A 21,969-nucleotide genomic window follows, 5' to 3' on the forward strand; every position below is an offset into this window, starting at 1 on the left:
CCAGCGAACAACTTATGAGCGTACCCGAAATTACACGTATAGAGCAGGAAGACGATGCCGGTTTCCTGAGCGATGAAATTGAGGTAACATTTTATTACCAGGATAACCCCGAAGAAAACAATCATTATATGTCAAAGTTTGAGACGGATTTCCTTATTTACCCGGAATACGATATCAATGACGATAAATTTACGCAGGGCAATGAAATGTTCGACAGTTTCAGTCATGAAGATCTCGAAACCGGCGACCGGCTTGACATCACCTTCTACGGTATTTCCGAACGTTTTGACAATTACATGTCCCTCATCCTGGAAGCAACCGACGGAGGGTCTTTCAGCACACCACCGGCCAATGTTAGGGGAAACCTCATAAATACAACCAATGAGGAAAATTATGCCTATGGTTATTTCAGGCTTTGTGAAACCGATATTCGTTCGTATGTGGTGGAATGATCCGTTAACAAAAAATTTTACGCCAAGGTTTACGGTGGGGGGCCATTATTGACCGGTATAGGTTATTTTTCATTTCCACCATTATCAGAAAAAGCATGAAGAAAGAAATTCCCGCTATCGTAGAAATATTCCGGACCGATATTACCGATCCGGTGAGGGCAGACATATGTGCCCTGGTCCTATCACGTCATTTTCCGCATGCAGGTATTGATTTCGACCTGGAAGATACGGATCATATATTGCGCATCGAGGACAGCGATATAGACCCCGAAGGGATTATAAGCGTCCTTAAATCTATGGGAATAACAGGTGATCTTCTGTGAGACGAAAACAGGACAAACCATAAAAAAATCCCCGGTATATAAAGGTTTCCGGGGATTTTTTCAGATAGAGTATTTTGCGTGCAACCATTATTCTTTAAGCCTGATTCTTCTTTAATGAATGAACTAAAGCTTTAAATAACGGACACTACTTATTTATTATCATTATTTTATCTCCACCAGTTCCAGGTCAAAAACAAGATCTTTACCTGCAAGGGGATGATTACCGTCCAGAACTACATGGTCTTCTTCTACTTTTGCAACGCGCAACTGGTATTCGGAACCGTCGGGATTTTTAGCTACCAGTCCCATACCTACTTCCGGAGTAATCTCGGAAGGAAGTTCTTCTTTCTTTATGGAATGGAAAAGTTCCTCGCGTACTTCACCGTAAGCTTCTTCCTTCGGAATGGTCACTGTTTTCTTCTCATTTACCTCCATGTCTATAAGCCCCTGTTCAAACCCGGGTATAAGACTGCCTTGCCCCAGCTGTACTTCCAGGGGGTCACGGTCCAAAGAACTGTCAAATACCTGCCCGTCGTTCAGTTTTCCTGTGTAATGCACTCGTACCGTGTCGTTTGCTTTTACTTTACTCATAAAAAAAATATATCTAATTTATAGTCGTTTAGCTACAAAGGTAAGATTTCTGAGGTATCTCCAAGGGAAATCACGGGATAATTTACTGATTTTGATCGGATTTCATAAAAAAGATCCGTCACAATGACATAAATGAACAAAAAGAGCATTACAACTTATTACCGTTAAATGGTGATGCGGCGCCTTCTCGCCGTAATTTCCCAGGTATCGGATTTTTTTCCATCCCGGATGATGTCAATCTCATCATAGAGGTTAATAGTGGGGCATATATGGTACGGAACCCCGTAAAGCACATCTCCTACGTTTATTTTGTTCCAGTCCTCAACACGGAGAACCCCGTGTTCTTCACTTTGGGAAAGTAGCTCATAACCGGACAGGTTAAGGAATTTAATACGTTTATCCACAGGATTTTCCGGAGCTACCGCTTTGTGTCCCAGGTCTATGGTAACAATTCCTTCCGTGGGTTTGGAAATAACCCGTGTAACGAGAAGTACGGCAAATTTAAAATCCTGTTCCGTGAGTTTTTCATCATATCCCCAGTCCCAAAACACACAGGTCCCCGGGCTGCATATTCGCTCTTTGTCCAGACGATGTGTGGTAAATGCCGGAGTGCCTCCGGATATGACCTGAAAATCCGGATGAGCATTTTTCAGTGCATCGGTCATTTCCTGCAGCTTCCGGAAATCCGCTTCCAGTTTCTCCTTTCTTTCCCCGTAGTCCTGGTCCCGATGATGCCCGTCATAGACATGTAATCCCACCAGGCTTGCATGGGCTGCCTTTTCCGTTTGAGCGATAAGTTCCGTTAAACCCGGTCCCGGCTCCACTCCGGACCTGTTCATCCCGTTATTTACATCAATAAAAACAAATACCTCCCTTCCTGTCGCTTTTGCTTTTGCATCCCATATTCCTAGGGTATGCGAATTATCTATAATCGTATAAAACCTCGTATCGGGAAAACGGTCCGCAAGCATAAAAAACCGATCTGTCTTGGGCCCTACCAGCTGATGGGCTATCAGTATGCTTTCCGCCCCCTCCTTTGCAGCCATCTCGGCTTCTGCGATGGTAGAAGATTTGAAGTTTTTTATTCCAAGCCCAACCATACGCTTTACCACTTCGGGCATTTTGTTGGTTTTCAGGTGAGGCCTTAGCCTGTTTACATCTCCTCCTACCATGTTGAGCATCTCTTCCAGGTTGTGGTCCAGATGCTTTTCGTATAAGACCACTGCCGGAGAGTCTATCTTCTCTATATTATCGATAATATACCAATCTTTCATATCCTGGTTTTTACTTTCCAAAGCTAAGTAAAACCAAAATATTTGTTGGCCTGTAGCTTGTTTCATTTCGGGATCATCCAAAAAATTATCCCGAAAAATTGGAGAACCGAACAGTTTCGCTTAAATTAGTAACCGATTAGTTACATAATTATATGAGAAGAGATGTTTTTCAGGCCATAGCTGATCCCAACAGAAGGGCTATTATCCATTTACTGTCCGGTGAACGGCTTACAATTAACCAGATCGCCGATAATTTTGAAGTGAGCAGGCCTGCTATTTCCAAACATGTTAAAGTACTGGAAGAGTGTGGTCTGGTCGTAATAAAACCGCAAGGCAGGGAAAGATATTGCGAAGCCCGCCTGAAAAAACTGGGGGAAGTGTCCGAATGGATAGCGCAGTATCAAAAATTCTGGACCGGCAAACTGGATGCTCTCGAAGATTTTCTGTATAAAAATGAATTAAAATCCCGATGAAAAACCGAAAACCGATCGCTTTATGAAAAATGCTCCCTTAATCATCGAACGAATACTGAATGCTTCCGTAGAAAAAGTCTGGAAAGCAATTACGGACAAGGATCACATGAAACAATGGTATTTTGACCTTGAGGAATTTCGTCCCGAAGTAGGTTTCGAATTCAGCTTCACAGCCGGGAAGGATGAAAAAAAATACCTGCATATCTGTAAAATAACCGAGGTTGTAGAAAACAGAAAAATTGCCTATACCTGGCGATACGACGGTTATCCCGGCAACTCCCTGGTGATTTTCGAGCTTTTTCCCGAAGGGAACCGGACAAAGCTTCGGCTTACCCATGAAGGGCTGGAAACATTCCCGGAAAGCAACCCGGACCTTTCCCGCAAAAACTTCAACGAGGGATGGATATATTTTATAGGTACGGCATTGCCGGATTTCATAAACAAACAGGCACAGGTTTAGGAAAAAACAACCTGTACAGACAAATTGAAAGATATGAAAGAAGACGAATCAAATTACGTAGAGGCACAAATGCTTATACGAAAGCCCGTAGCCATGGTTTTCGAGGCATTTACAGACCCGGAAATCACAAAGAATTTCTGGTTTACCCACAGTAGCGGTAAACTGGAACAGGGGAAAAAGCTGACCTGGGAATGGGAAATGTACCAGGTTTCCACTACTGTCTTTGTCAGGGAGATATCTCCTGATAAAAAGATCTCCATTACATGGGGAGACCCTCCCACTACAGTAGATTTTGAATTTACGGTTCTTGATGAGAACGCCACATATGTAGTTATTAAAAATTACGGCTTTCCGGAGAAAGGAGAAGCACTCCTCCGGGTCATCAAAGATTCCACAGGAGGTTTTACCACGGTCCTGGATGGATTAAAAGCATTCCTGGAGCACGGGATACGTTTAAATCTTATTGAAGATAAGTTTCCTTATAAACTCCGAGAACATCAGTAGAAATTCCGTAGCGTTGTTCATAATATTGCCGAAAGCCGGCTCTGTAATATCCGGTGTATGGCCGGAATTAAAGAGTTGACAACAATTCGCCGTTTTTTTTACAGACCCCATTGATTTATATCTACAATTTTCATATTTTGCAATCCTTTTATTCTTAATTTTCCTTACCTTTAATTAAGACAAGGTTTAAAACAGCAGAAGATGACCGACGTTACGCGTATATTTGATATCCCCTATCTCCAACTTGAAAAATACGATCTGAAAGACGCCCTGGCAACCAAACAGGATGGCGCCTGGAAGCAAACTTCGAGTAAGGCCTATGTAGACCAGGCCAACAGTATAAGCAGGGGGCTTCTCCGCACCGGGCTTGAGGTAAACGATAAAGTGGCGGTGATCTCCTCCTCCAATCGCACCGAATGGCACCTTCTGGATATCGGTGTATTGCAGACCGGGGCACAGACCGTCCCCATCTACCCTACAATTTCGGAAGAAGATTACGAATTCGTGCTCAACCATTGCGAGGCGCGGTATTGTTTTGTATCGGACGGGGAAGTACTGGCCAAGGTGAATGCCATTCGAGCCAAAGTCCCTTCCCTACAGGAAGTATACTCTTTTGACAAAATTGAAAGGGTAAAAAACTGGACAGAGATCCTTGACGCCGGTAAAGACGACTCCAACCAGGATGAAGTCGAAGCCCGGAAAAAAGCTATAGATGCCCACGACCTGGCAACATTGATCTATACATCCGGAACCACCGGGAGGCCCAAGGGGGTTATGCTTTCCCATAATAATATCGTATCTAACGTACTCGGCAGTGCCGAAAGAGTGCCGCTTAATGCGGGAGACTCCAGGGCCCTGAGCTTTCTTCCCATATGCCACATCTTCGAACGCATGGTAGTCTATCTTTATCAGTACTATGGCATATCCATTTACTTTGCCGAATCCATAGACAAGATGAGCGACAACCTCAAAGAAGTCAAACCCAATGTCATGACCGTAGTCCCCAGGTTACTCGAAAAGGTGTACGATAAGATTTATGCCAAGGGATCGGAATTAACAGGGATCAAGAAAAAACTGTTTTTCTGGGCACTGGAACTGGGAGAAAAATTCGAACCGTATAAAGCCAACGGATGGTGGTACGAAATGCAACTGGCAATCGCCCGGAAACTGATATTCAGCAAATGGCAGGAAGGGCTTGGCGGACAACTGGACATTATGGTTTCCGGCAGCGCGGCATTGCAACCCCGCCTGGGCAGAATATTTGCCGCTGCGGGCATTCCCGTAATGGAAGGTTACGGCCTCACGGAAACCTCTCCGGTAATTGCCGTCAACTGCCAGAAAAATCACGGGTGGAAAATCGGTACCGTAGGAAAAATGATCCCCGGAGTCGAAGTTAAGATAGCCGAAGACGGAGAAATACTTTGCAAAGGGCCCAATGTAATGATGGGCTATTATAAAGACCCCGAAAAAACCGAAGCGGCACTGACCGACGGGTATTTCCATACGGGGGACATCGGGGAAGTGGACGCGGAAGGCTTTTTACGTATAACGGACCGTAAAAAAGAAATGTTCAAAACTTCCGGAGGAAAATACATCGCTCCGCAGATCATAGAGAATGAAATGAAACAATCGCGTTTTATCGAACATATCATGGTCATCGGTGAAGGTGAAAAGCTTCCTGCAGCCTTTATTCAACCTAATTTTGATTTCCTGAAGGAATGGGCGGCAAGAAAACGTATAGACATTGGGAAAACCAACGAGGAGATCGCGACAAACCCGGACGTTATAGCCCGTTACCAGGAAGAAATTGCTGCTTATAATAAAAAATTCGGTCACTGGGAACAAATAAAGAAATTTGAACTCACGCCCGATATCTGGTCCATAGAAAGCGGGCACCTGACCCCTACCTTAAAACTAAAAAGAAAGATCATCAAAGAGAAGTACCAGGATCTCTACGATAAGATATACCGTCACGAAAGTGAAAACGGTAATAAGAAGAACCAGGGTACATGAGTATCAACAATGAAAAATCCGGTAGTCTCCTAATATAGAATACTGCCGGATACAGAAAAGAGAAAGTCCTTGAAAAATTTTGAATGCTATTGCCCCTGCCGGAAATACGGGTATTGTTTTCCTAATAAAGTGTTGTTTTTTTCATAATCATAAACTATCCATAATCCCGATAACCGAATAATAGCTCAAATTTTCAAGGACTTTTGATTTTCAAAATGAAGCTATTATCTCAATTTTCCTTTTCCGGCTTTTGCCCTTGCTGTGGGCCATATTTGTTGAATAACTCCAGCGGACCGTCCAGATCAACTTTCAACACTGTCATATAAGTATCCGTAACTTCCTTCGGAACTTTTATATACGATATGCCGGGATAATGGGCCCAGTCTATGGCCCCCTTGGTGTAATAGTCCAGTTTTTCTCCGCTTCCCACCACACTTACGGAAGTAATCTGATTCTTAATCCCTTTCAGTACCAGTTCATTTTGAGAGGTACCGGGCACAAAGAGATAAAGTGTTTTTTTGTCTTTTGATAATGTTGTCGGTCCGTAGAAATAATGCAGATCTATTCCCTTACGCGTACCGTATATGGCTTCTTTATGTTTGCCGGTCCATTTTCCCAGTTCCTTAAGTATATGTACCTGTTCGGCCGGAATTTCCCCGTCTGCTTTCGGGCCGATATCGAGCAAGAGATTACCTCCCATACTTATCATATCCGAAAAAATGCGGATAACCTCGTATGGCGTTTTGTATTCCGTATCCAGGGGCTGATAGCCCCAGCTCCCGTTCATGGTAAGGCACAACTCCCAGTACCTGGCAGGAGGGTTGAATACCGGCACTCCCTGTTCCGGGGTAGAATAATCTCCATATCCCTGCAAGCGGGAATTAATGATCGTATTGGGGTTTTTATCCAGCAATATCTTTCGTATCCCGGGAGCTTCCCATTCCTCCGCACTGTGTTCCCAGTCACCGTCAAACCACCAAAGGTCCGGGTTAAATGTTTCCGACAGTTCTTCTATCTGTCCGAACATGTACTTTTTATAACGTTCCCAGCGCCTAGGCTCCTTCTTTATATCGTAGCGTTTTTCCTCACGTGTAAATTCATTATAATCCTTATGCGACCAGTTGGAAAGCGAGTAATACATCCCCACTTTTAACCCGTTGGCCCGCAATGCGTTTGTAAAGGGAGTAATAAGGTCGCGTTTTGCGGGAGTGTCTTTTACGGTAGTTGTTCCTCCCTGCTCACTGTCCCACAGGGCCACCCCGTCGTGATGACGCGAGGTAATGACGGCATACTGCGCTCCGCTCTCTTTGATAAGTTCCGCCCAATGTCCCGGATCGTAATTTTTAGCGGTAAATCCCTCCAGTTGCTTCATATAATCCCCGTGTTCTATCTTTCCGTTATAGAACGACCAGGATTCGTCTATACCTTTCACGGCATAGATTCCCCAGTGTACGAAGATACCCAGTTTGGCATCGGCAAACCACTCCATTTTTTGTTCGTCTACCGAATCCGATAGTTTTTCATTCCCCTGTCCGTAGAAAACCCCGGGTAACAGGCCTGAAAATAATAACAACAAGCACTTTCTCATGAAAAATAAAGTTTAGTGAGTAAAAACGTGTTCGATAACAAATATACGATTTTTATGGTATCCTACCCTTTTCTTTGATTAATGGAGAGATTTAATCAGCGGCTGTCGAAACACTTATCCCTATCCTGCTTTACCCCGTTACAAAATATCCCGGCACCTGTATATACCTGCTTTGGCCGGTTGGGCGATAAAAAATATGTTGAAAACGGCTTTATATAATTGTTAACAGCCAGCGGATAATAGGTATTGTTATAAAATTATCATAAATTAAAGGTCCGTTTTACAGATGTAAAAATTTAACGTCTATTTATTATGCGTGCATAATAAAATTTTGTATATTTGGTTTTCAGACCAATATACATGAAAGACAAAACCATAGATTATGCATTGAGGGCTACCTGGCAGGCCATTGCCAGGATGTATAATGAAGAAGCCGGTAAATATGAAACTACGATGGCTACGGGTTTCACCTTGTTGAGTATCGACCGGGACAAAGGCACGCCTTCCACTTCACTCGGACCTAAAATGGGAATGGAAGCAACCAGTTTATCCCGGATACTAAAAAATATGCAGGCCAAGGGGCTCATTGAAAGAAAACCCAATCCGGATGATGGCAGAAGCGTTCTGATATGTCTTACTGAACTCGGACGTGAAAAAAGAGAGCTTTCCAAAGCTGTGGTACTCCGGTTCAACGACGTGATAAAAGACAGTATTTCCGAAGAAAAACTTGAAATATTTTTTGAAGTTATAGATATTATCAACAATCTCATCGTGGAAAAGAAGATATACAAAACATAAGTACGATCGGTTTCCTTCATCCGCAATAAAATACATAATAACGACAAACCACAGAAAACAAAAAAATGAAACGACACATTAAGAAAGTAGCGGTAATCGGCTCCGGGATTATGGGAAGTGGCATTGCCTGCCATTTTGCCAATATCGGTGTAGAAGTACTGCTTCTCGATATCGTCCCCCGCGAACTTACCGAAAAAGAACAGCAAAAAGGACTGAGCCTGGAAGATAAAATCGTCCGCAACCGTATAGCTAACGACAATCTGGCTTCCGCATTAAAATCCAGCCCCTCTCCTATTTACCACAAAAATTTCGCAGACCGGATCACTACGGGAAACCTTGAAGATGATATAAAGAAAATTGCAGATGCAGACTGGATCATTGAGGTTGTTGTAGAAAGACTGGATATCAAGAAAAAGGTTTTCGAGCAGATTGAGCGGCACCGCACCCCGGGTACCCTTGTTACTTCCAATACATCGGGTATTCCTATTCATTTTATGAGTGAAGGCCGTAGTGAAGATTTCCAGAAGCACTTTTGCGGAACACACTTCTTTAATCCTGCACGTTACTTAAAACTATTCGAAATCATACCGGGACCGAAAACTTCCGGGGAAGTGCTGGATTTTCTGAATATATACGGAGACAAGTTTCTCGGAAAAACATCGGTAGTAGCCAAAGACACCCCTGCATTCATAGGAAACCGTATCGGTATTTTTGGTATTATGAGCCTGTTCCATCAGGTTAAGGACATGGGACTTACCGTAGAAGAAGTGGATAAACTTACGGGACCGGTGATCGGGCGTCCCAAATCCGCTACCTTCCGGACGGTAGATGTTGTAGGATTGGATACCCTTGTCCACGTAGCCAACGGCTTATATGAAAACTGTCCGGATGACGAAGCCCACGATCTTTTTAAACTTCCGGATTTCATCAATACTATGATGGAGAACAAATGGCTGGGAAGCAAAACCGGCCAGGGATTCTACAAGAAAATTAAAGGAGAGGACGGAAAAAGCGAAATTCTTTCCCTCGATCTGGACACACTGGAATACCGTCCCGGCAAAAAAGCTTCTTTCGGCACACTGGAACTCACCAAAACCATTGACCGGCCCATAGACCGTTTTAAAGTACTCGTAGAGGGCAAGGACAAGGCCGGTGAGTTTTACAGAAAGAACTTCTCTGCCTTGTTTGGCTATGTTTCTCATCGTATCCCCGAGATCACGGACGATCTTTATAAAATAGACGACGCTATGAAAGCCGGTTTCGGCTGGGAAAACGGTCCCTTTGAAATCTGGGATGCCATCGGCGTGAAAAAAGGCCTGGAGATAATGAAAGCCGAAGGGTACAAAGCTGCAGACTGGGTCGGAGAAATGCTGACCTCCGGTAACGAGTCTTTCTATACCGTAAAAGAGGGTAATACCTATTATTACGATATTCCCTCCAAATCCCAGGTGAAAGTCCCAGGACAGGATGCCTTTATTATTCTGAACAACATACGCGAAAGCAAAAAAATATGGAGCAACAGTGATGCCGTTATCGAAGACCTGGGCGACGGAATTCTGAACCTGGAATTCCAGTCCAAGATGAACACCATCGGCGGAGAGGTACTACAGGGGATCAATAAAGCCATAGACCTTGCGGAAAGGGAATATGCCGGACTGGTGATCGGTAACCAGGCGGTCAATTTCTCCGTAGGGGCCAATATAGGAATGATCTTTATGATGGCTGTGGAGCAGGAATATGACGAACTGAACATGGCTATTAAAATGTTCCAGGATACCATCATGCGTGTACGCTATTCCTCTGTTCCGGTGATTGTGGCGCCACATGGCATGACCCTGGGCGGCGGATGCGAAATGAGCATGCATGCCGATAAAGTGGTGGCCGCGGCAGAAACTTATATCGGTCTCGTGGAATTCGGTGTAGGGGTTATTCCCGGAGGAGGCGGTTCCAAGGAAATGACCCTGAGAGCGGCCGATACCTTCAAAAAAGATGATGTGGAACTTAATGCCCTGCGTGAATATTTCCTGACTATCGGTACTGCAAAAGTATCTACATCCGCATATGAAGCATATGACCTGGGTATCCTTCAAAAAGGAAAAGACATTATTGTGGTCAACAAGGACCGTCAGATAGCGGAAGCAAAGAAACATGCCTTATTACTGGCAGAAGCCGGATACACACAACCTGTCCGGAGAAAAGACATCAAAGTCCTAGGGAAACAGGCGCTGGGAGCGTTCCTGGTGGGTACCGATAGTATGTACGCAGGTAAATACATATCTGAACACGATAAGAAAATCGCAAATAAACTTGCCTATGTCATGGCTGGTGGTGACCTGTCCGAAGCCACAAACGTCAGTGAGCAGTACCTGCTGGATCTCGAAAGAGAAGCCTTCCTCTCACTCTGTACCGAACGAAAAACACTGGAACGGATACAACATATGCTTAAGACGGGGAAACCATTGAGAAATTAGATATAAGATTTGAGACTTGAGATATTAGATAATTGTTAACCGACTAAAAACTCTGAATATGCATCTGAACCCGTGCCAAAAGGCTATGAACATAACCGGGCAGGCTTATATTATTACATCGCGATTTCCTGTTAATCTCATTTCTGAAAAAGAAGTAACACCTCTTATAGAAGATTTGATCGAAGTACAAAAAATAAATTATACTTTGATAAAAAAGTTTTCAAAATAGCATTAAAGCAAAAGACTTGATACGTAACATCTAAGGTCTAAATTCTAAGATCTAAAATCTAAAAAAATGAAAAAAACAGCATATATAGTAAAAGCATACCGTACCGCGGTTGGTAAAGCTCCGCGGGGGACGTTCCGGTTCAAAAGGCCCGATGAACTCGCCGCGGAGACTATTCAGCACCTGATGAACGAACTGCCGGGGCTGGATAAAAACCGTATTGATGATGTTATGGTGGGAAATGCCATGCCCGAAGCTGAACAGGGATTGAATATGGGCAGGCTCATCTCCCTCATGGGGCTCGACATTGTCGATGTTCCCGGGGTAACGGTTAACAGGTACTGTGCATCCGGAATAGAAACCATAGGTATGGCAACAGCAAAAATACAGGCCGGAATGGCCGATTGTATTATAGCCGGAGGAGCCGAAAGTATGAGCTATATTCCTATGGGCGGATATAAACCCGTCCCCGACTATGCCGTGGCTAAAGCAGGGCATGAAGATTATTACTGGGGAATGGGACTGACCGCAGAGGCCGTAGCCGAAAAATACAAGGTTTCCCGTGAAGACCAGGACGAGTTTGCCTATAATTCACACCAGAAAGCATTAAAAGCACAGGCCGAAGGTAAATTCGACCGGCAGATCGTCCCTATAGAGATCGAACAGGTCTATGTAGATACTTCCGGAAAAAAAACCGAAAAATCCTATACCGTAAATAAAGACGAAGGTCCCCGCGCAGATACTTCCCCGGAAGCGCTGGCAAGGCTAAGGCCCGTATTCGCCAACGGGGGCAGTGTTACTGCTGGTAATTCCTCGCAAATGAGCGACGGTGCCGCCTTTGTTATGGTAATGAGTGAAGAAATGGTAAAGGAACTCAACCTGGAGCCCATAGCACGCCTGGTAAGCTATACCGCTGCCGGTGTGGAACCCAGAATAATGGGTATTGGCCCCGTGATAGCCATTCCGAAGGCATTGAAACAAGCCGGTATGCAATTAAAGGATATCGAACTGGTGGAACTCAATGAAGCTTTTGCTTCTCAATCCCTTGCCGTAATCCGCGAACTCGGCATGAACCCGGATATTGTGAATGTAAATGGAGGGGCCATAGCCCTGGGGCACCCGCTCGGATGTACAGGGGCCAAATTATCCGTACAACTGTTTGACGAAATGAAACGCCGCGGTAACAAGTACGGAATGGTTACCATGTGTGTAGGTACCGGTCAGGGAGCAGCAGGGATTTATGAATTGTTATAGCACAATAAAGGAATAAATATAAAGATAACGGTTATGGAAACACAAGCAGAAAAAGACAATATTCTTCGTGGTGGACAGTTCCTTGTCAAGGAAACCGCATGTGAAGATGTCTTTACTCCAGAAGATTTTTCGGAGGAGCAGAAGATGATGCGGGACACGGTAAAAGATTTTATAGACCGGGAAGTGTGGCCCAATAAAGAGCGGTTTGAGAAAAAAGATTATGCCTTCACCGAAGAGATTATGCGCAAAGCCGGTGAACTCGGTCTTCTCAGTGTAGCTGTACCGGAAGAACTTGGCGGTATGGGAATGGGGTTCGTATCCACGATGCTGGTATGCGATTATATTTCCGGTGCCACAGGCTCTCTGGCCACAGCCTTCGGGGCACATACGGGAATCGGCACCATGCCCATACTTCTCTACGGAACGGAAGAACAAAAGCAAAAGTACGTACCCAGACTAGCCACAGGAGAATGGTTTGGCTCCTATTGCCTTACCGAACCCGGTGCGGGAAGTGATGCCAACAGTGGCAAAACAAAAGCCGTCCTGAGTGAAGATGGCAAACACTATCTCATTTCCGGGCAGAAAATGTGGATATCCAATGCGGGGTTCTGCGATCTTATGATCGTATTTGCAAGGATTGAAGATGACAAGTATATTACCGGCTTTATCGTGGAGTACGACCCGGAAAACGGGATTACCCTCGGAGAAGAGGAACACAAACTCGGAATCCGGGCCTCCTCTACCCGCCAGGTATTTTTCAATGAGACTAAAGTCCCGGTGGAAAATATGCTTTCCGAACGCGGAAACGGTTTCAAAATAGCCATGAATGCCCTTAATATAGGCCGCATAAAGCTTGCTGCCGCCTGTTTGGATGCGCAGCGAAGGGTTATCACCAATTCTGTCAAATATGCCAATGAACGCGTTCAGTTTAAGACTCCTATAGCACAATTCGGGGCAATCAAGGCCAAACTTGCCGATATGGCCGCTACCATGTATGCAGGAGAATCTGCCTGCTACCGTGCAGCCAAAAATATTGAGGACAGGATCGCTATCAGAAAATCCGATGGCAACAGCCATCAGGAAGCCGAACTGAAAGGTGTGGAAGAATACGCTATAGAATGTTCTATTCTCAAAGTGGCCGTTTCCGAAGACATACAGCATTGTACGGACGAAGGTATTCAGATATTCGGTGGAATGGGCTTCTCCGAAGATACTCCCATGGAATCTGCCTGGAGAGATGCCCGTATTTCGCGTATCTATGAAGGTACCAACGAAATTAACCGTATGCTCGCTGTGGGCATGCTGGTAAAAAAAGCCATGAAAGGCCATGTTGACCTCTTGTCTCCGGCCAAAAGCGTGGCAGACGAACTCATGGGGATTCCCTCTTTCGACATCCCGGATTATTCCCCGTTGTTTTCCGAGGAAAAAGAAATGATCGGGAAGCTCAAGAAAGTATTTTTAATGGTCGCCGGGGCTGCCGTACAAAAATACGGGCCGGCCCTGGAAGAACACCAGCAATTGCTTATGGCCGCCGCCGATATCCTGATCGAGATCTATATGGCCGAATCCGTAATTCTAAGAACAGAAAAACTGGCTAAAAAGAACGGAGAGGAAAAATCCGGAGCGGAGATCGCCATGGCCCGGTTATACCTTTACAAAGCCGTGGATATTATCACCGAAAAAGGAAAAGAAGGCATTGTATCCTTTGCGGAAGGCGACGAACAGCGAATGATGCTCATGGGGCTCAAACGTTTTACAAAATATACGAACTTACCCAATGTAATAGCCCTGCGCGAAAAAATAGCAGACAAGATCATTGCGGAAAACGAATATTGCTTCTAATTCCCGGTAACAAAAACTGCCGGGGAGGTTTTGGTTGGTTAAAAACGTCTTGCTCTGCAGGGCGTTTTTGTTTTCCGTATACCTGGTCTTCCGCCTTTTTTTCCTGTCTCCCGCAATCAGAACAAGTATATTCTCAACCTGCCAGCATTTCCACTAACTTCGGTGCGGATATCCCCCCGTGAGATTCGTTGTATACGGCTTTTCCGTCCCTGATAAGTATGAGCTGGGGACTTTCGTGCATCACGCCAAAACGGGTAGCTATTGCGTCAGATACATTCCTGTATTCCAACAGGTCCAGGTAGTAAAATTTGGCATTTACTTTTTCCGCAGGCATTTCACTTTCGAAATTCCTGTAGGCCATCCTGCTGATTCCGCAGCGGGTGCTGTGTTTAAATATAACGATCGGGACCATATTGCTCTCCTTCTCTATTACTTCCAGTTGCGCGATATCCGTAAGCGGTTCCCACTCCCATGTTTTCTGCTTCTCATGATCACCGGCCCCCGGACCCGGAGCCTTCTTACCAAAAATCGTATCAAAAAATCCCATAACTTTATATCTGATAAAATTTGCATTAGAAAATACAAAGGTAAATGATCCCGGTCATTTATCATTAAGACAATTACCGGTATATTTCGCTCCATATAAACGCCATATTGTCTGCTTTCTTTAAAGAATTTACTGACATATTGTCCATGATGCAGCAATGGAATAAGAATTGACGCTACGGGTTGAAGATCTATTAATAACAAAACAGCACAAATGAACCTTAATAATTTTACGATAAAATCACAGGAGGCCATCCAGCAGGCACAACAGATTGCCCAGGGATACGGCCATCAGCAAATTGAAAATGAACATTTGTTCAAGGCTATTTTTGAAGTGGATGAAAATGTACTCCCCTTTCTGCTTAAAAAATTGCAGGTTAATGTCCCCTTATTAAAACAGATACTGGATAAGACCCTGGACAGCTTTTCTAAGGTGGAAGGCGGACAACTTATGTTTTCGAGGGAAGCGGGTACTGCTTTGAACGAGGCCAGTGTCATTGCCAAAAAAATGAACGACGAATACGTCTCCGTAGAACACCTGATACTCGCGATCTTTAAATCCAAAAGTAAGATCGCACAAATATTAAAAGACCAGGGAGTTACCGAAAAAGGACTTCAAACCGCTATAGACGAATTGCGTAAAGGTGAAAGGGTAACTTCTTCCGGGGCGGAAGAAACTTACAATGCTTTGAATAAGTACGCCAAAAACCTCAATCAGCTTGCCAATGACGGTAAACTGGACCCTGTTATAGGCCGTGACGAAGAAATCCGGAGGGTGCTGCAGATACTCTCGCGTAGGACAAAGAACAACCCCATGCTCGTAGGAGAACCGGGGGTCGGTAAAACAGCCATTGCCGAAGGTATCGCCCACAGGATCATACAGGGAGATATCCCGGAAAACCTGAAGGACAAGGAAATCTACTCTCTGGATATGGGCGCCCTTATTGCAGGTGCAAAGTACAAAGGAGAATTCGAGGAGCGACTGAAATCCGTTATTAAGGAAGTCACTGCATCGGATGGCAATATTGTAATGTTCATAGACGAAATACATACCCTGGTCGGTGCCGGTGGCGGCGAAGGGGCCATGGATGCGGCAAACATACTGAAGCCCGCCCTTGCCCGCGGGGAACTCAGGGCCATAGGGGCCACTACCCTCGATGAGTACCAAAAATATTTCGAAAAGGATAAGGCACTGGAAAGACGTTTCCAGAAAGTAATGGTGGACGAGCCGGATACGGAAAGTGCCATCTCCATACTTCGCGGTATTAAAGAGAAATACGAAACCCACCACAAAGTGAGGATCAAGGACGAGGCCATAATTGCTGCGGTGGAATTGTCCCAGCGCTATATCACCAACAGGTTCCTCCCCGACAAGGCGATTGACCTGATGGATGAGGCCGCTTCCAAACTGCGTATGGAGATAAATTCCAAACCCGAAGAACTCGATGTGCTCGACAGAAGGATCATGCAGCTCGAAATAGAGATCGAAGCCATAAAACGCGAAAATGACGAGGACAAACTGAAGTCTCTCAATGCCGATCTCGCTAACATCAAGGAAGACAGAAATGATATCTATGCGAAATGGCAAAGTGAAAAAGAGGTTGTAGACAACATACAGAACACCAAAGAAGATATAGAGAATTTTAAACTCGAAGCGGAACGCGCGGAACGTGAAGGTGATTACGGAAAGGTAGCGGAAATACGTTACGGGAAGATCAAGGAGGCTCAGGAAAAACTGGATAAACTCCAGGAACAGTTAAACCGGCAGCAGTCCGAAGGAAGCTCGCTTATAAAAGAAGAAGTGACCAATGAGGATATTGCTGAAGTAGTAGCTAAATGGACAGGAATCCCCGTGACCAAAATGCTGCAGAGCGATAGGGAAAAATTGCTCCGGTTGGAGGAAGAACTCCATAAAAGAGTGGTTGGACAGGAAGAGGCCATACAGGCCGTATCCGATGCCATACGCCGAAGCCGTGCAGGACTACAGGACGAAAAACGACCTATAGGGTCTTTCCTTTTCCTCGGAACAACAGGTGTTGGTAAAACGGAGCTGGCAAAGGCCCTTGCCGATTACCTGTTCGATGACGAATCTGCCATTACCCGTCTCGACATGAGCGAATACCAGGAACGCCACGCCGTAAGCAGGCTGGTAGGAGCGCCTCCGGGATATGTGGGATATGATGAAGGCGGACAGCTCACGGAAGCCGTAAGACGCAAGCCCTATTCCGTAGTCTTGCTTGATGAGATCGAAAAAGCGCATCCGGATACGTTCAACATACTGCTACAGGTACTGGACGAAGGTCGTCTTACCGATAACAAAGGACGACTGGCAGATTTTAAGAATACGATCATCATCATGACCAGCAATCTCGGCAGCCATATTATCCAGGAAAAGTTCGAAGCGGTCAAAGACCTCTTAAGTGCTACCGAAGCGGCAAAAGCAGAAGTGCTCGGATTGCTCAGACAAACAGTACGACCCGAATTTCTCAACCGTATCGACGACATTATCATGTTCACCCCGCTTACGGAGGGCAATATCAGGGAAGTTGTGAAGTTACAGCTTAAAAATGTCACCAGAATGATCGCGAAGCAGCACATTGTACTCGACGCGACAGAAGAGGCCATTTCATATCTCGCCAGGAAAGGATATGATCCCCAGTTTGGTGCCCGGCCCGTAAAACGGATCATACAGAAGGAAGTGCTCAACGAGCTTTCCAAAGAAATCCTCAGTGGCAGGGTATCTACCGACAGTATTATCCTCCTTGACGAATTTGACGACAAACTCGTTTTCCGGAATCAGGCAGATGCTGTTGAAGGATAAAAAAGAGAAAAATATATTTATAAACAAAAAATAGCGGGAAAAATCCCGCTATTTTTTGTCTTATCCGGTATACATTACCGTTTGATATGCTTTTATTGCATGGTATCCAGTTTGGATTTCAGCTCCTTGTACTTGGCATCTTCTCCTATAGACCCGTAAATGTTCATGAGGGTTTTTGTGGCTTCTACACTATTAGGATTCAGTTCCAGTATCTTTTCCAGGTAAGGGACAGCTTCTTTGTAAAGTCCTTCTCTTTTTGCCTTTAGTTCGTCATAACGCTTGTTATCTGCTTTGGAAGTTCCCAGGCTATTCATTTCATCCACTATGGCAACTTCTTCTCCCAGTATCAGCGAAGCCATATTCATATAACTTGCTTCGTATTTCGGATCAAGTTCAATGGCCTTTTCATAATATTTCCTGGCTTGTTCCTTATCGCCCTGCTCTCCCGTAATAACACCGAGGTTATAGTACAGCATTGCATTGTTGGGATCTTTTTGGATGGCCTGCTCCATAACTTCCTTAAACTTGTCTTTTTGTCCGAGCTTAATATAAAGGTTAGCTTCGGTCATAAGAAGGTTTACGTCTTCAGGATCTACTTTCCTTGCTTCCTTCACCGCTTCTATCGCTTTTTCATTATCTCCCTTTTGAGAATAGATCAATGCAATATTTTTAACGATCTCGGGAAACCTGGATTCCGTTTTCTCGTCTTCGGGTTTTTCATGCGTCCCCGCTTTTACCATAAGGTCCCTTTGATCTTTGGGAAGTTCTTCCTTCTCTCCGGTTTCCTTGTTAGTAGCATAATATTTTACCGCTTCTCCGGTGTACCCGAGTTCCTTAAGTTCCTCGTAATATTTCAATGCCGTGTCATAATCTTCTCCGTTTACGGCACTCGAAGCTGCATAATACAGGTAATCCTGATTAGTGGTATCCAGCTGATATGCCATATACAATTTTTTGGCGGCCTCTGCATAATCCTGGTTTTGATTATCTTCTACTGCAGAATTCACCAGATCGGCAGAAATGGATTGAATCAGTTGGGAAGCTTCCCCGGTATATTTTTCACTACCGCTCTCTTTTTCCACGGCTATGAGCTCTTTAAAGGACTCTACTGCCTTTTGGTAAGAAGCATCTGCATTTCCCCCGCTTTTTGCCTCTTCGTAGTTTAGTTTACCATCCAGAAAATAATACTGGGCCTTGTATTTATCGTCGGCAGAGGAAATCGAGGACTCGACACTCTCCAACGCACTTTTGGCTTCCGCTATGCTTCCTTTTTTCAACGCTTTCTCCGCATCTCTCAATTCTTTCTTCTGAGCTATGGATAAAGAAGAAATTAACAATGCAGAAAAAATAAAAATCTTTTTCTTCATGAGTCTTGAATTAAAATAGTTTCTTTTTTAATTATATCCGTTAAAACGGTTCAAGATTAGGTTTTATTTTTTTTAATTTCAATAAACTTAAGATAATATTTTAACAAAACTAATCATTTGTTTCCACATCATCTATTTCGGTACCTTCAAATTCTTCACCATCGGCTTCCTCTTCACGCATTACTTTTGCAACGGCAGCAATAGAATCATTTCCTTTGATGTTGATAAGCCTTACTCCTTGCGTTGCCCGCCCCATAACACGTAAATCACTTACTTTTAAACGTATGGCAATACCGGATTTATTAATGATCATCAGGTCATCCGTATCGGATACACTTTTTATCGCCACTAATTTACCGGTTTTTTCTGTAATGGAAATAGTTTTCACACCTTTTCCACCTCGATTTGTGATTCTGTATATCGGACTGCCATCTTCCGGATCATCGATAAAAGTCCGTTTACCATAACCGTTTTCGGATACGACCAGTACACTTTCTTCCTGTGAATTATTGATTGTTATCATCCCTACCACTTCGTCTGAAGCATCCGCAAGAGTAATACCACGTACACCGGAAGCATTTCTTCCCATAGGCCGGGTCTTCTCTTCTTCAAAACGCACTGCCTTACCGGACCTTACCGCAAGCATCACCTGGCTGTTCCCGGTAGTAAGTCTTGCTTCCAACAATTCGTCATCTTCACGTATGGTAATGGCATTAATACCATTCTGTCGCGGTCGTGAATATTGCTCCAAAGAAGTTTTCTTAACGATCCCTTTTTTGGTAGCCATTATCACATAATGATTATTGATGTATTCTGTGTCCTTCAGGTCCTGTGTACAGATAAATGCTTTTACCTTATCTTCCTGTTCTATATTGATAAGGTTCTGGATAGCCCTTCCTTTGGAAGTTCGCGTACCCTCGGGAATTTCATAGACCCGGAGCCAGAAACATTTACCCTTTTGGGTAAAGAACAGCATATACTGGTGATTTGTCCCTACAAACAGATGTTCCAGAAAATCCTCGTTCCTTGTAGTAGATGCTTTTTGGCCTACACCTCCCCTGTTCTGTGTTTTGTATTCGGACAGCGAGGTTCTTTTAATGTAACCGGCATGCGAGATGGTAATTACCACCTGCTCGTCCGGGATCATATCTTCAATACTTAGATCCCCTCCGGCATACTCTATGGTAGATCTTCTGGGATCTCCGTACTTATCCTTGATTTCGTGGAGTTCTTCTTTGATAATCTCCATTCTTCGTTCCTTACGTGCCAGAATATCCTTCAGTTCTTCTATAAGTTTTATGATCTCTTCGTATTCCGTACGCAGCTTGTCTTGCTCCAGTCCGGTGAGCTGTCGTAGTCTCATTTCTACGATTGCCCTGGCCTGTACCTCGGAAAGAGAGAAACGTTCCATCAGTTTCTCACGGGCCTCTTCACCATTGCTGGATGCCCGGATAAGGGCAATTACTTCATCTATATTGTCGGAAGCTATGATAAGTCCCTCCAGGATATGTGCTCTCTCTTCTGCTTTTTTAAGCTCGTATTCCGTTCTGCGCACCACAACTTCGTGACGATGTTCCACGAAATGGTGAATCATATCCTTGAGGTTGAGCAGTTGCGGTCGCCCGGCAACAAGTGCAATATTATTAACACTGAAAGAAGACTGCAGCGCAGTGTATTTGTATAACGTATTCAGAACAATGTTTGGTATCGCATCTCTTTTCAATACATAAACGATACGCATCCCTTTCCGGTCCGATTCATCCCGGATATTGGCAATACCTTCCAGTTTCTTATCGTTAACAAGCTCTGCGGTTTTCTTGATCATCTCCGCCTTGTTTACCTGGTAAGGAATCTCTGTAACCACGATACACTCACGGCCCTGTACTTCCTCTATTGTGGCTCTGGCACGGATAACTACCCGTCCCTTCCCGGTTTTGAATGCTTCCCTTACCCCGTCATAACCGTAGATAATGCCCCCGGTCGGAAAATCCGGGGCTTTGATGTGCTGTATCAGCTCATCGATTTCAATATCGTTGTTGTCGATATAAGCTATGGTTCCGTCTATGACCTCTGCCAGGTTGTGGGGAGGCATATTGGTTGCCATACCCACCGCAATACCGGAAGCTCCGTTTACAAGAAGGTTTGGTACCCGGGTAGGCAATACCGTCGGTTCCTGTAGAGTATCGTCAAAATTCAGGGAATGATCTACTGTCTCTTTGTCTATATCTGCCAACATGTCTTCCGAGATCTTCCTCATCCTTGCCTCGGTATAACGCATTGCAGCAGGCGGGTCACCATCAACGGAACCGAAGTTCCCCTGTCCGTCCACCATCATATAACGAAGGCTCCATTCCTGAGCCATCCTTACCATAGTATCGTAAACCGAACTGTCCCCGTGCGGGTGGTACTTACCCAAAACCTCTCCTACTATTCTAGCCGACTTCTTATACGACCGGTTACTCAATACGCCCAGTTCATACATTCCGAACAGGACCCTTCTGTGTACCGGCTTTAATCCGTCCCTCACATCCGGAAGGGCACGTGACACAATGACCGACATCGAATAATCGATGTAAGCCGACTTCATCTCATCTTCAATATTAATAGGTATCAGCTTTTCTCCTTCTGCCATATTAAAAAAATTAATTATACAGGTTTAATTTCAAATCGAGCCAATATACGGATTTTATCCACTTCCCCTGAGCAAAACCCTTTCCTTTTTTAAGTATTTTATTAACAGCAACAACACAACAGGGATAGCATTTTTTTCCTGTTGATAACCAGTATATTTGCACTTTCACGGTATTTCCGGGCAAATGAGTAAAACCGTGTGCATACCGGTTTTAATGGAGCATTACAACATCTCTGCAAAGTCCTGCAAAGGTGTTTTTCATCACGGGAGGTAAAGAAAACGAAAGGGTACGCACACAAGGGCCCACCAACCCCTGCACCGGTATCCCGGAAAC

The 21,969-nt window shown here is 44.5% G+C and carries 17 protein-coding genes; 11 read left to right on the top strand and 6 right to left on the bottom strand.

The annotated features are described in order from the left end of the window. Together ED312_RS04250 and ED312_RS04255 are read left to right on the top strand one after the other, a co-directional pair. Positions 1-452 (top strand): DUF4249 family protein (locus ED312_RS04250; RefSeq protein WP_123214769.1); only part of this gene is annotated, 452 nt, incomplete at its 5' end. Between the two features lie 95 nt (positions 453-547). Continuing rightward, on the top strand, positions 548-775 hold the full coding sequence (locus ED312_RS04255; RefSeq protein WP_123214770.1) for a hypothetical protein: 228 nt from the start codon (positions 548-550) through the stop codon (positions 773-775). Positions 776-937: 162 nt separating this feature from the next. Here ED312_RS04255 and ED312_RS04260 read toward each other — a convergent pair whose 3' ends face one another. Together ED312_RS04260 and ED312_RS04265 are read right to left on the bottom strand one after the other, a co-directional pair. Next, positions 938-1,366 (bottom strand): FKBP-type peptidyl-prolyl cis-trans isomerase, encoded by a 429-nt coding sequence (locus tag ED312_RS04260; RefSeq protein ID WP_123214771.1) that lies wholly within the window; start codon positions 1,364-1,366, stop codon positions 938-940. A gap of 164 nt (positions 1,367-1,530) precedes the next feature. Beyond that, positions 1,531-2,640 (bottom strand): D-TA family PLP-dependent enzyme, encoded by a 1,110-nt coding sequence (locus ED312_RS04265; protein WP_123214841.1) that lies wholly within the window; start codon positions 2,638-2,640, stop codon positions 1,531-1,533. Positions 2,641-2,792: 152 nt separating this feature from the next. Here ED312_RS04265 and ED312_RS04270 point away from each other — a divergent pair, with 152 nt between their 5' ends. The 4 genes from ED312_RS04270 (at position 2,793) to ED312_RS04285 (ending at position 6,090) form a co-directional block, all read left to right on the top strand. Further along, a complete protein-coding gene (locus ED312_RS04270) occupies positions 2,793-3,113 on the top strand; it encodes an ArsR/SmtB family transcription factor (protein ID WP_123214772.1) in 321 nt (106 codons plus the stop codon). A 22-nt stretch (positions 3,114-3,135) separates the two neighbouring features. Further along, complete coding sequence (locus ED312_RS04275) at positions 3,136-3,573, top strand: SRPBCC family protein (protein WP_123214773.1); 438 nt, start codon at positions 3,136-3,138, stop codon at positions 3,571-3,573. Positions 3,574-3,606: 33 nt separating this feature from the next. Then, entirely contained in the window at positions 3,607-4,077 is a 471-nt protein-coding gene (locus ED312_RS04280) for an SRPBCC family protein (protein WP_206363205.1), read from the top strand. A gap of 201 nt (positions 4,078-4,278) precedes the next feature. Beyond that, positions 4,279-6,090 (top strand): AMP-dependent synthetase/ligase, encoded by a 1,812-nt coding sequence (locus ED312_RS04285; protein ID WP_123214774.1) that lies wholly within the window; start codon positions 4,279-4,281, stop codon positions 6,088-6,090. A 229-nt stretch (positions 6,091-6,319) separates the two neighbouring features. Here the strand turns inward: ED312_RS04285 and ED312_RS04290 are convergent, their stop codons facing one another. Next, positions 6,320-7,678: an alpha-L-fucosidase gene (locus ED312_RS04290; RefSeq protein WP_123214775.1), complete on the bottom strand. Its 1,359-nt coding sequence runs from the start codon at positions 7,676-7,678 to the stop codon at positions 6,320-6,322. A gap of 360 nt (positions 7,679-8,038) precedes the next feature. On the opposite strand from ED312_RS04290, the gene ED312_RS04295 reads away from it, so the two are divergent. The 4 genes from ED312_RS04295 to ED312_RS04310 all read left to right on the top strand — a co-directional run bounded on the left by ED312_RS04295 (position 8,039) and on the right by ED312_RS04310 (position 14,269). After that, positions 8,039-8,476, top strand: a complete 438-nt coding sequence (locus ED312_RS04295) for a MarR family winged helix-turn-helix transcriptional regulator (RefSeq protein WP_123214776.1) — start codon at positions 8,039-8,041, stop codon at positions 8,474-8,476. A 65-nt stretch (positions 8,477-8,541) separates the two neighbouring features. Then, positions 8,542-10,947 carry a 3-hydroxyacyl-CoA dehydrogenase/enoyl-CoA hydratase family protein gene (locus ED312_RS04300; protein WP_123214777.1) on the top strand — a complete coding sequence of 802 codons (2,406 nt, stop codon included), beginning with the start codon at positions 8,542-8,544 and terminating at the stop codon, positions 10,945-10,947. A gap of 295 nt (positions 10,948-11,242) precedes the next feature. Beyond that, on the top strand, positions 11,243-12,427 hold the full coding sequence (locus ED312_RS04305) for an acetyl-CoA C-acyltransferase (protein ID WP_123214778.1): 1,185 nt from the start codon (positions 11,243-11,245) through the stop codon (positions 12,425-12,427). A gap of 33 nt (positions 12,428-12,460) precedes the next feature. Beyond that, positions 12,461-14,269, top strand: a complete 1,809-nt coding sequence (locus tag ED312_RS04310; RefSeq protein WP_123214779.1) for an acyl-CoA dehydrogenase family protein — start codon at positions 12,461-12,463, stop codon at positions 14,267-14,269. A gap of 133 nt (positions 14,270-14,402) precedes the next feature. On the opposite strand, the gene ytxJ is transcribed toward ED312_RS04310, so the two are convergent. After that, complete coding sequence (gene ytxJ / locus ED312_RS04315; RefSeq protein ID WP_123214780.1) at positions 14,403-14,816, bottom strand: bacillithiol system redox-active protein YtxJ; 414 nt, start codon at positions 14,814-14,816, stop codon at positions 14,403-14,405. Between the two features lie 213 nt (positions 14,817-15,029). Between ytxJ and clpB the strand changes: the two genes are divergently transcribed. Continuing rightward, on the top strand, positions 15,030-17,636 hold the full coding sequence (clpB, locus tag ED312_RS04320) for an ATP-dependent chaperone ClpB (protein WP_123214781.1): 2,607 nt from the start codon (positions 15,030-15,032) through the stop codon (positions 17,634-17,636). A 92-nt stretch (positions 17,637-17,728) separates the two neighbouring features. Here clpB and ED312_RS04325 read toward each other — a convergent pair whose 3' ends face one another. Then, entirely contained in the window at positions 17,729-19,003 is a 1,275-nt protein-coding gene (locus ED312_RS04325) for a tetratricopeptide repeat protein (RefSeq protein ID WP_123214782.1), read from the bottom strand. A gap of 109 nt (positions 19,004-19,112) precedes the next feature. Then, a complete protein-coding gene (gyrA, locus tag ED312_RS04330) occupies positions 19,113-21,635 on the bottom strand; it encodes a DNA gyrase subunit A (protein WP_123214783.1) in 2,523 nt (840 codons plus the stop codon). Positions 21,636-21,969: the final 334 nt, after the last annotated feature.

Source organism: Sinomicrobium pectinilyticum (assembly GCF_003725735.1).
In the GTDB taxonomy this organism is placed as follows: Bacteria; Bacteroidota; Bacteroidia; order Flavobacteriales; family Flavobacteriaceae; genus Sinomicrobium; species Sinomicrobium pectinilyticum.

Bases quoted from the DNA above. Each gene is read 5' to 3' on its own strand.
- ED312_RS04255 (WP_123214770.1), top strand. From the start codon at position 548: ATGAAGAAAGAAATTCCCGCTATCGTAGAAATATTCCGGACCGATATT.
- ED312_RS04260 (WP_123214771.1), bottom strand. From the start codon at position 1,366: ATGAGTAAAGTAAAAGCAAACGACACGGTACGAGTGCATTACACAGGA.
- ED312_RS04265 (WP_123214841.1), bottom strand. From the start codon at position 2,640: ATGAAAGATTGGTATATTATCGATAATATAGAGAAGATAGACTCTCCG.
- ED312_RS04270 (WP_123214772.1), top strand. From the start codon at position 2,793: ATGAGAAGAGATGTTTTTCAGGCCATAGCTGATCCCAACAGAAGGGCT.
- ED312_RS04275 (WP_123214773.1), top strand. From the start codon at position 3,136: ATGAAAAATGCTCCCTTAATCATCGAACGAATACTGAATGCTTCCGTA.
- ED312_RS04280 (WP_206363205.1), top strand. From the start codon at position 3,607: ATGAAAGAAGACGAATCAAATTACGTAGAGGCACAAATGCTTATACGA.
- ED312_RS04285 (WP_123214774.1), top strand. From the start codon at position 4,279: ATGACCGACGTTACGCGTATATTTGATATCCCCTATCTCCAACTTGAA.
- ED312_RS04290 (WP_123214775.1), bottom strand. From the start codon at position 7,678: ATGAGAAAGTGCTTGTTGTTATTATTTTCAGGCCTGTTACCCGGGGTT.
- ED312_RS04295 (WP_123214776.1), top strand. From the start codon at position 8,039: ATGAAAGACAAAACCATAGATTATGCATTGAGGGCTACCTGGCAGGCC.
- ED312_RS04300 (WP_123214777.1), top strand. From the start codon at position 8,542: ATGAAACGACACATTAAGAAAGTAGCGGTAATCGGCTCCGGGATTATG.
- ED312_RS04305 (WP_123214778.1), top strand. From the start codon at position 11,243: ATGAAAAAAACAGCATATATAGTAAAAGCATACCGTACCGCGGTTGGT.
- ED312_RS04310 (WP_123214779.1), top strand. From the start codon at position 12,461: ATGGAAACACAAGCAGAAAAAGACAATATTCTTCGTGGTGGACAGTTC.
- ytxJ (WP_123214780.1), bottom strand. From the start codon at position 14,816: ATGGGATTTTTTGATACGATTTTTGGTAAGAAGGCTCCGGGTCCGGGG.
- clpB (WP_123214781.1), top strand. From the start codon at position 15,030: ATGAACCTTAATAATTTTACGATAAAATCACAGGAGGCCATCCAGCAG.
- ED312_RS04325 (WP_123214782.1), bottom strand. From the start codon at position 19,003: ATGAAGAAAAAGATTTTTATTTTTTCTGCATTGTTAATTTCTTCTTTA.
- gyrA (WP_123214783.1), bottom strand. From the start codon at position 21,635: ATGGCAGAAGGAGAAAAGCTGATACCTATTAATATTGAAGATGAGATG.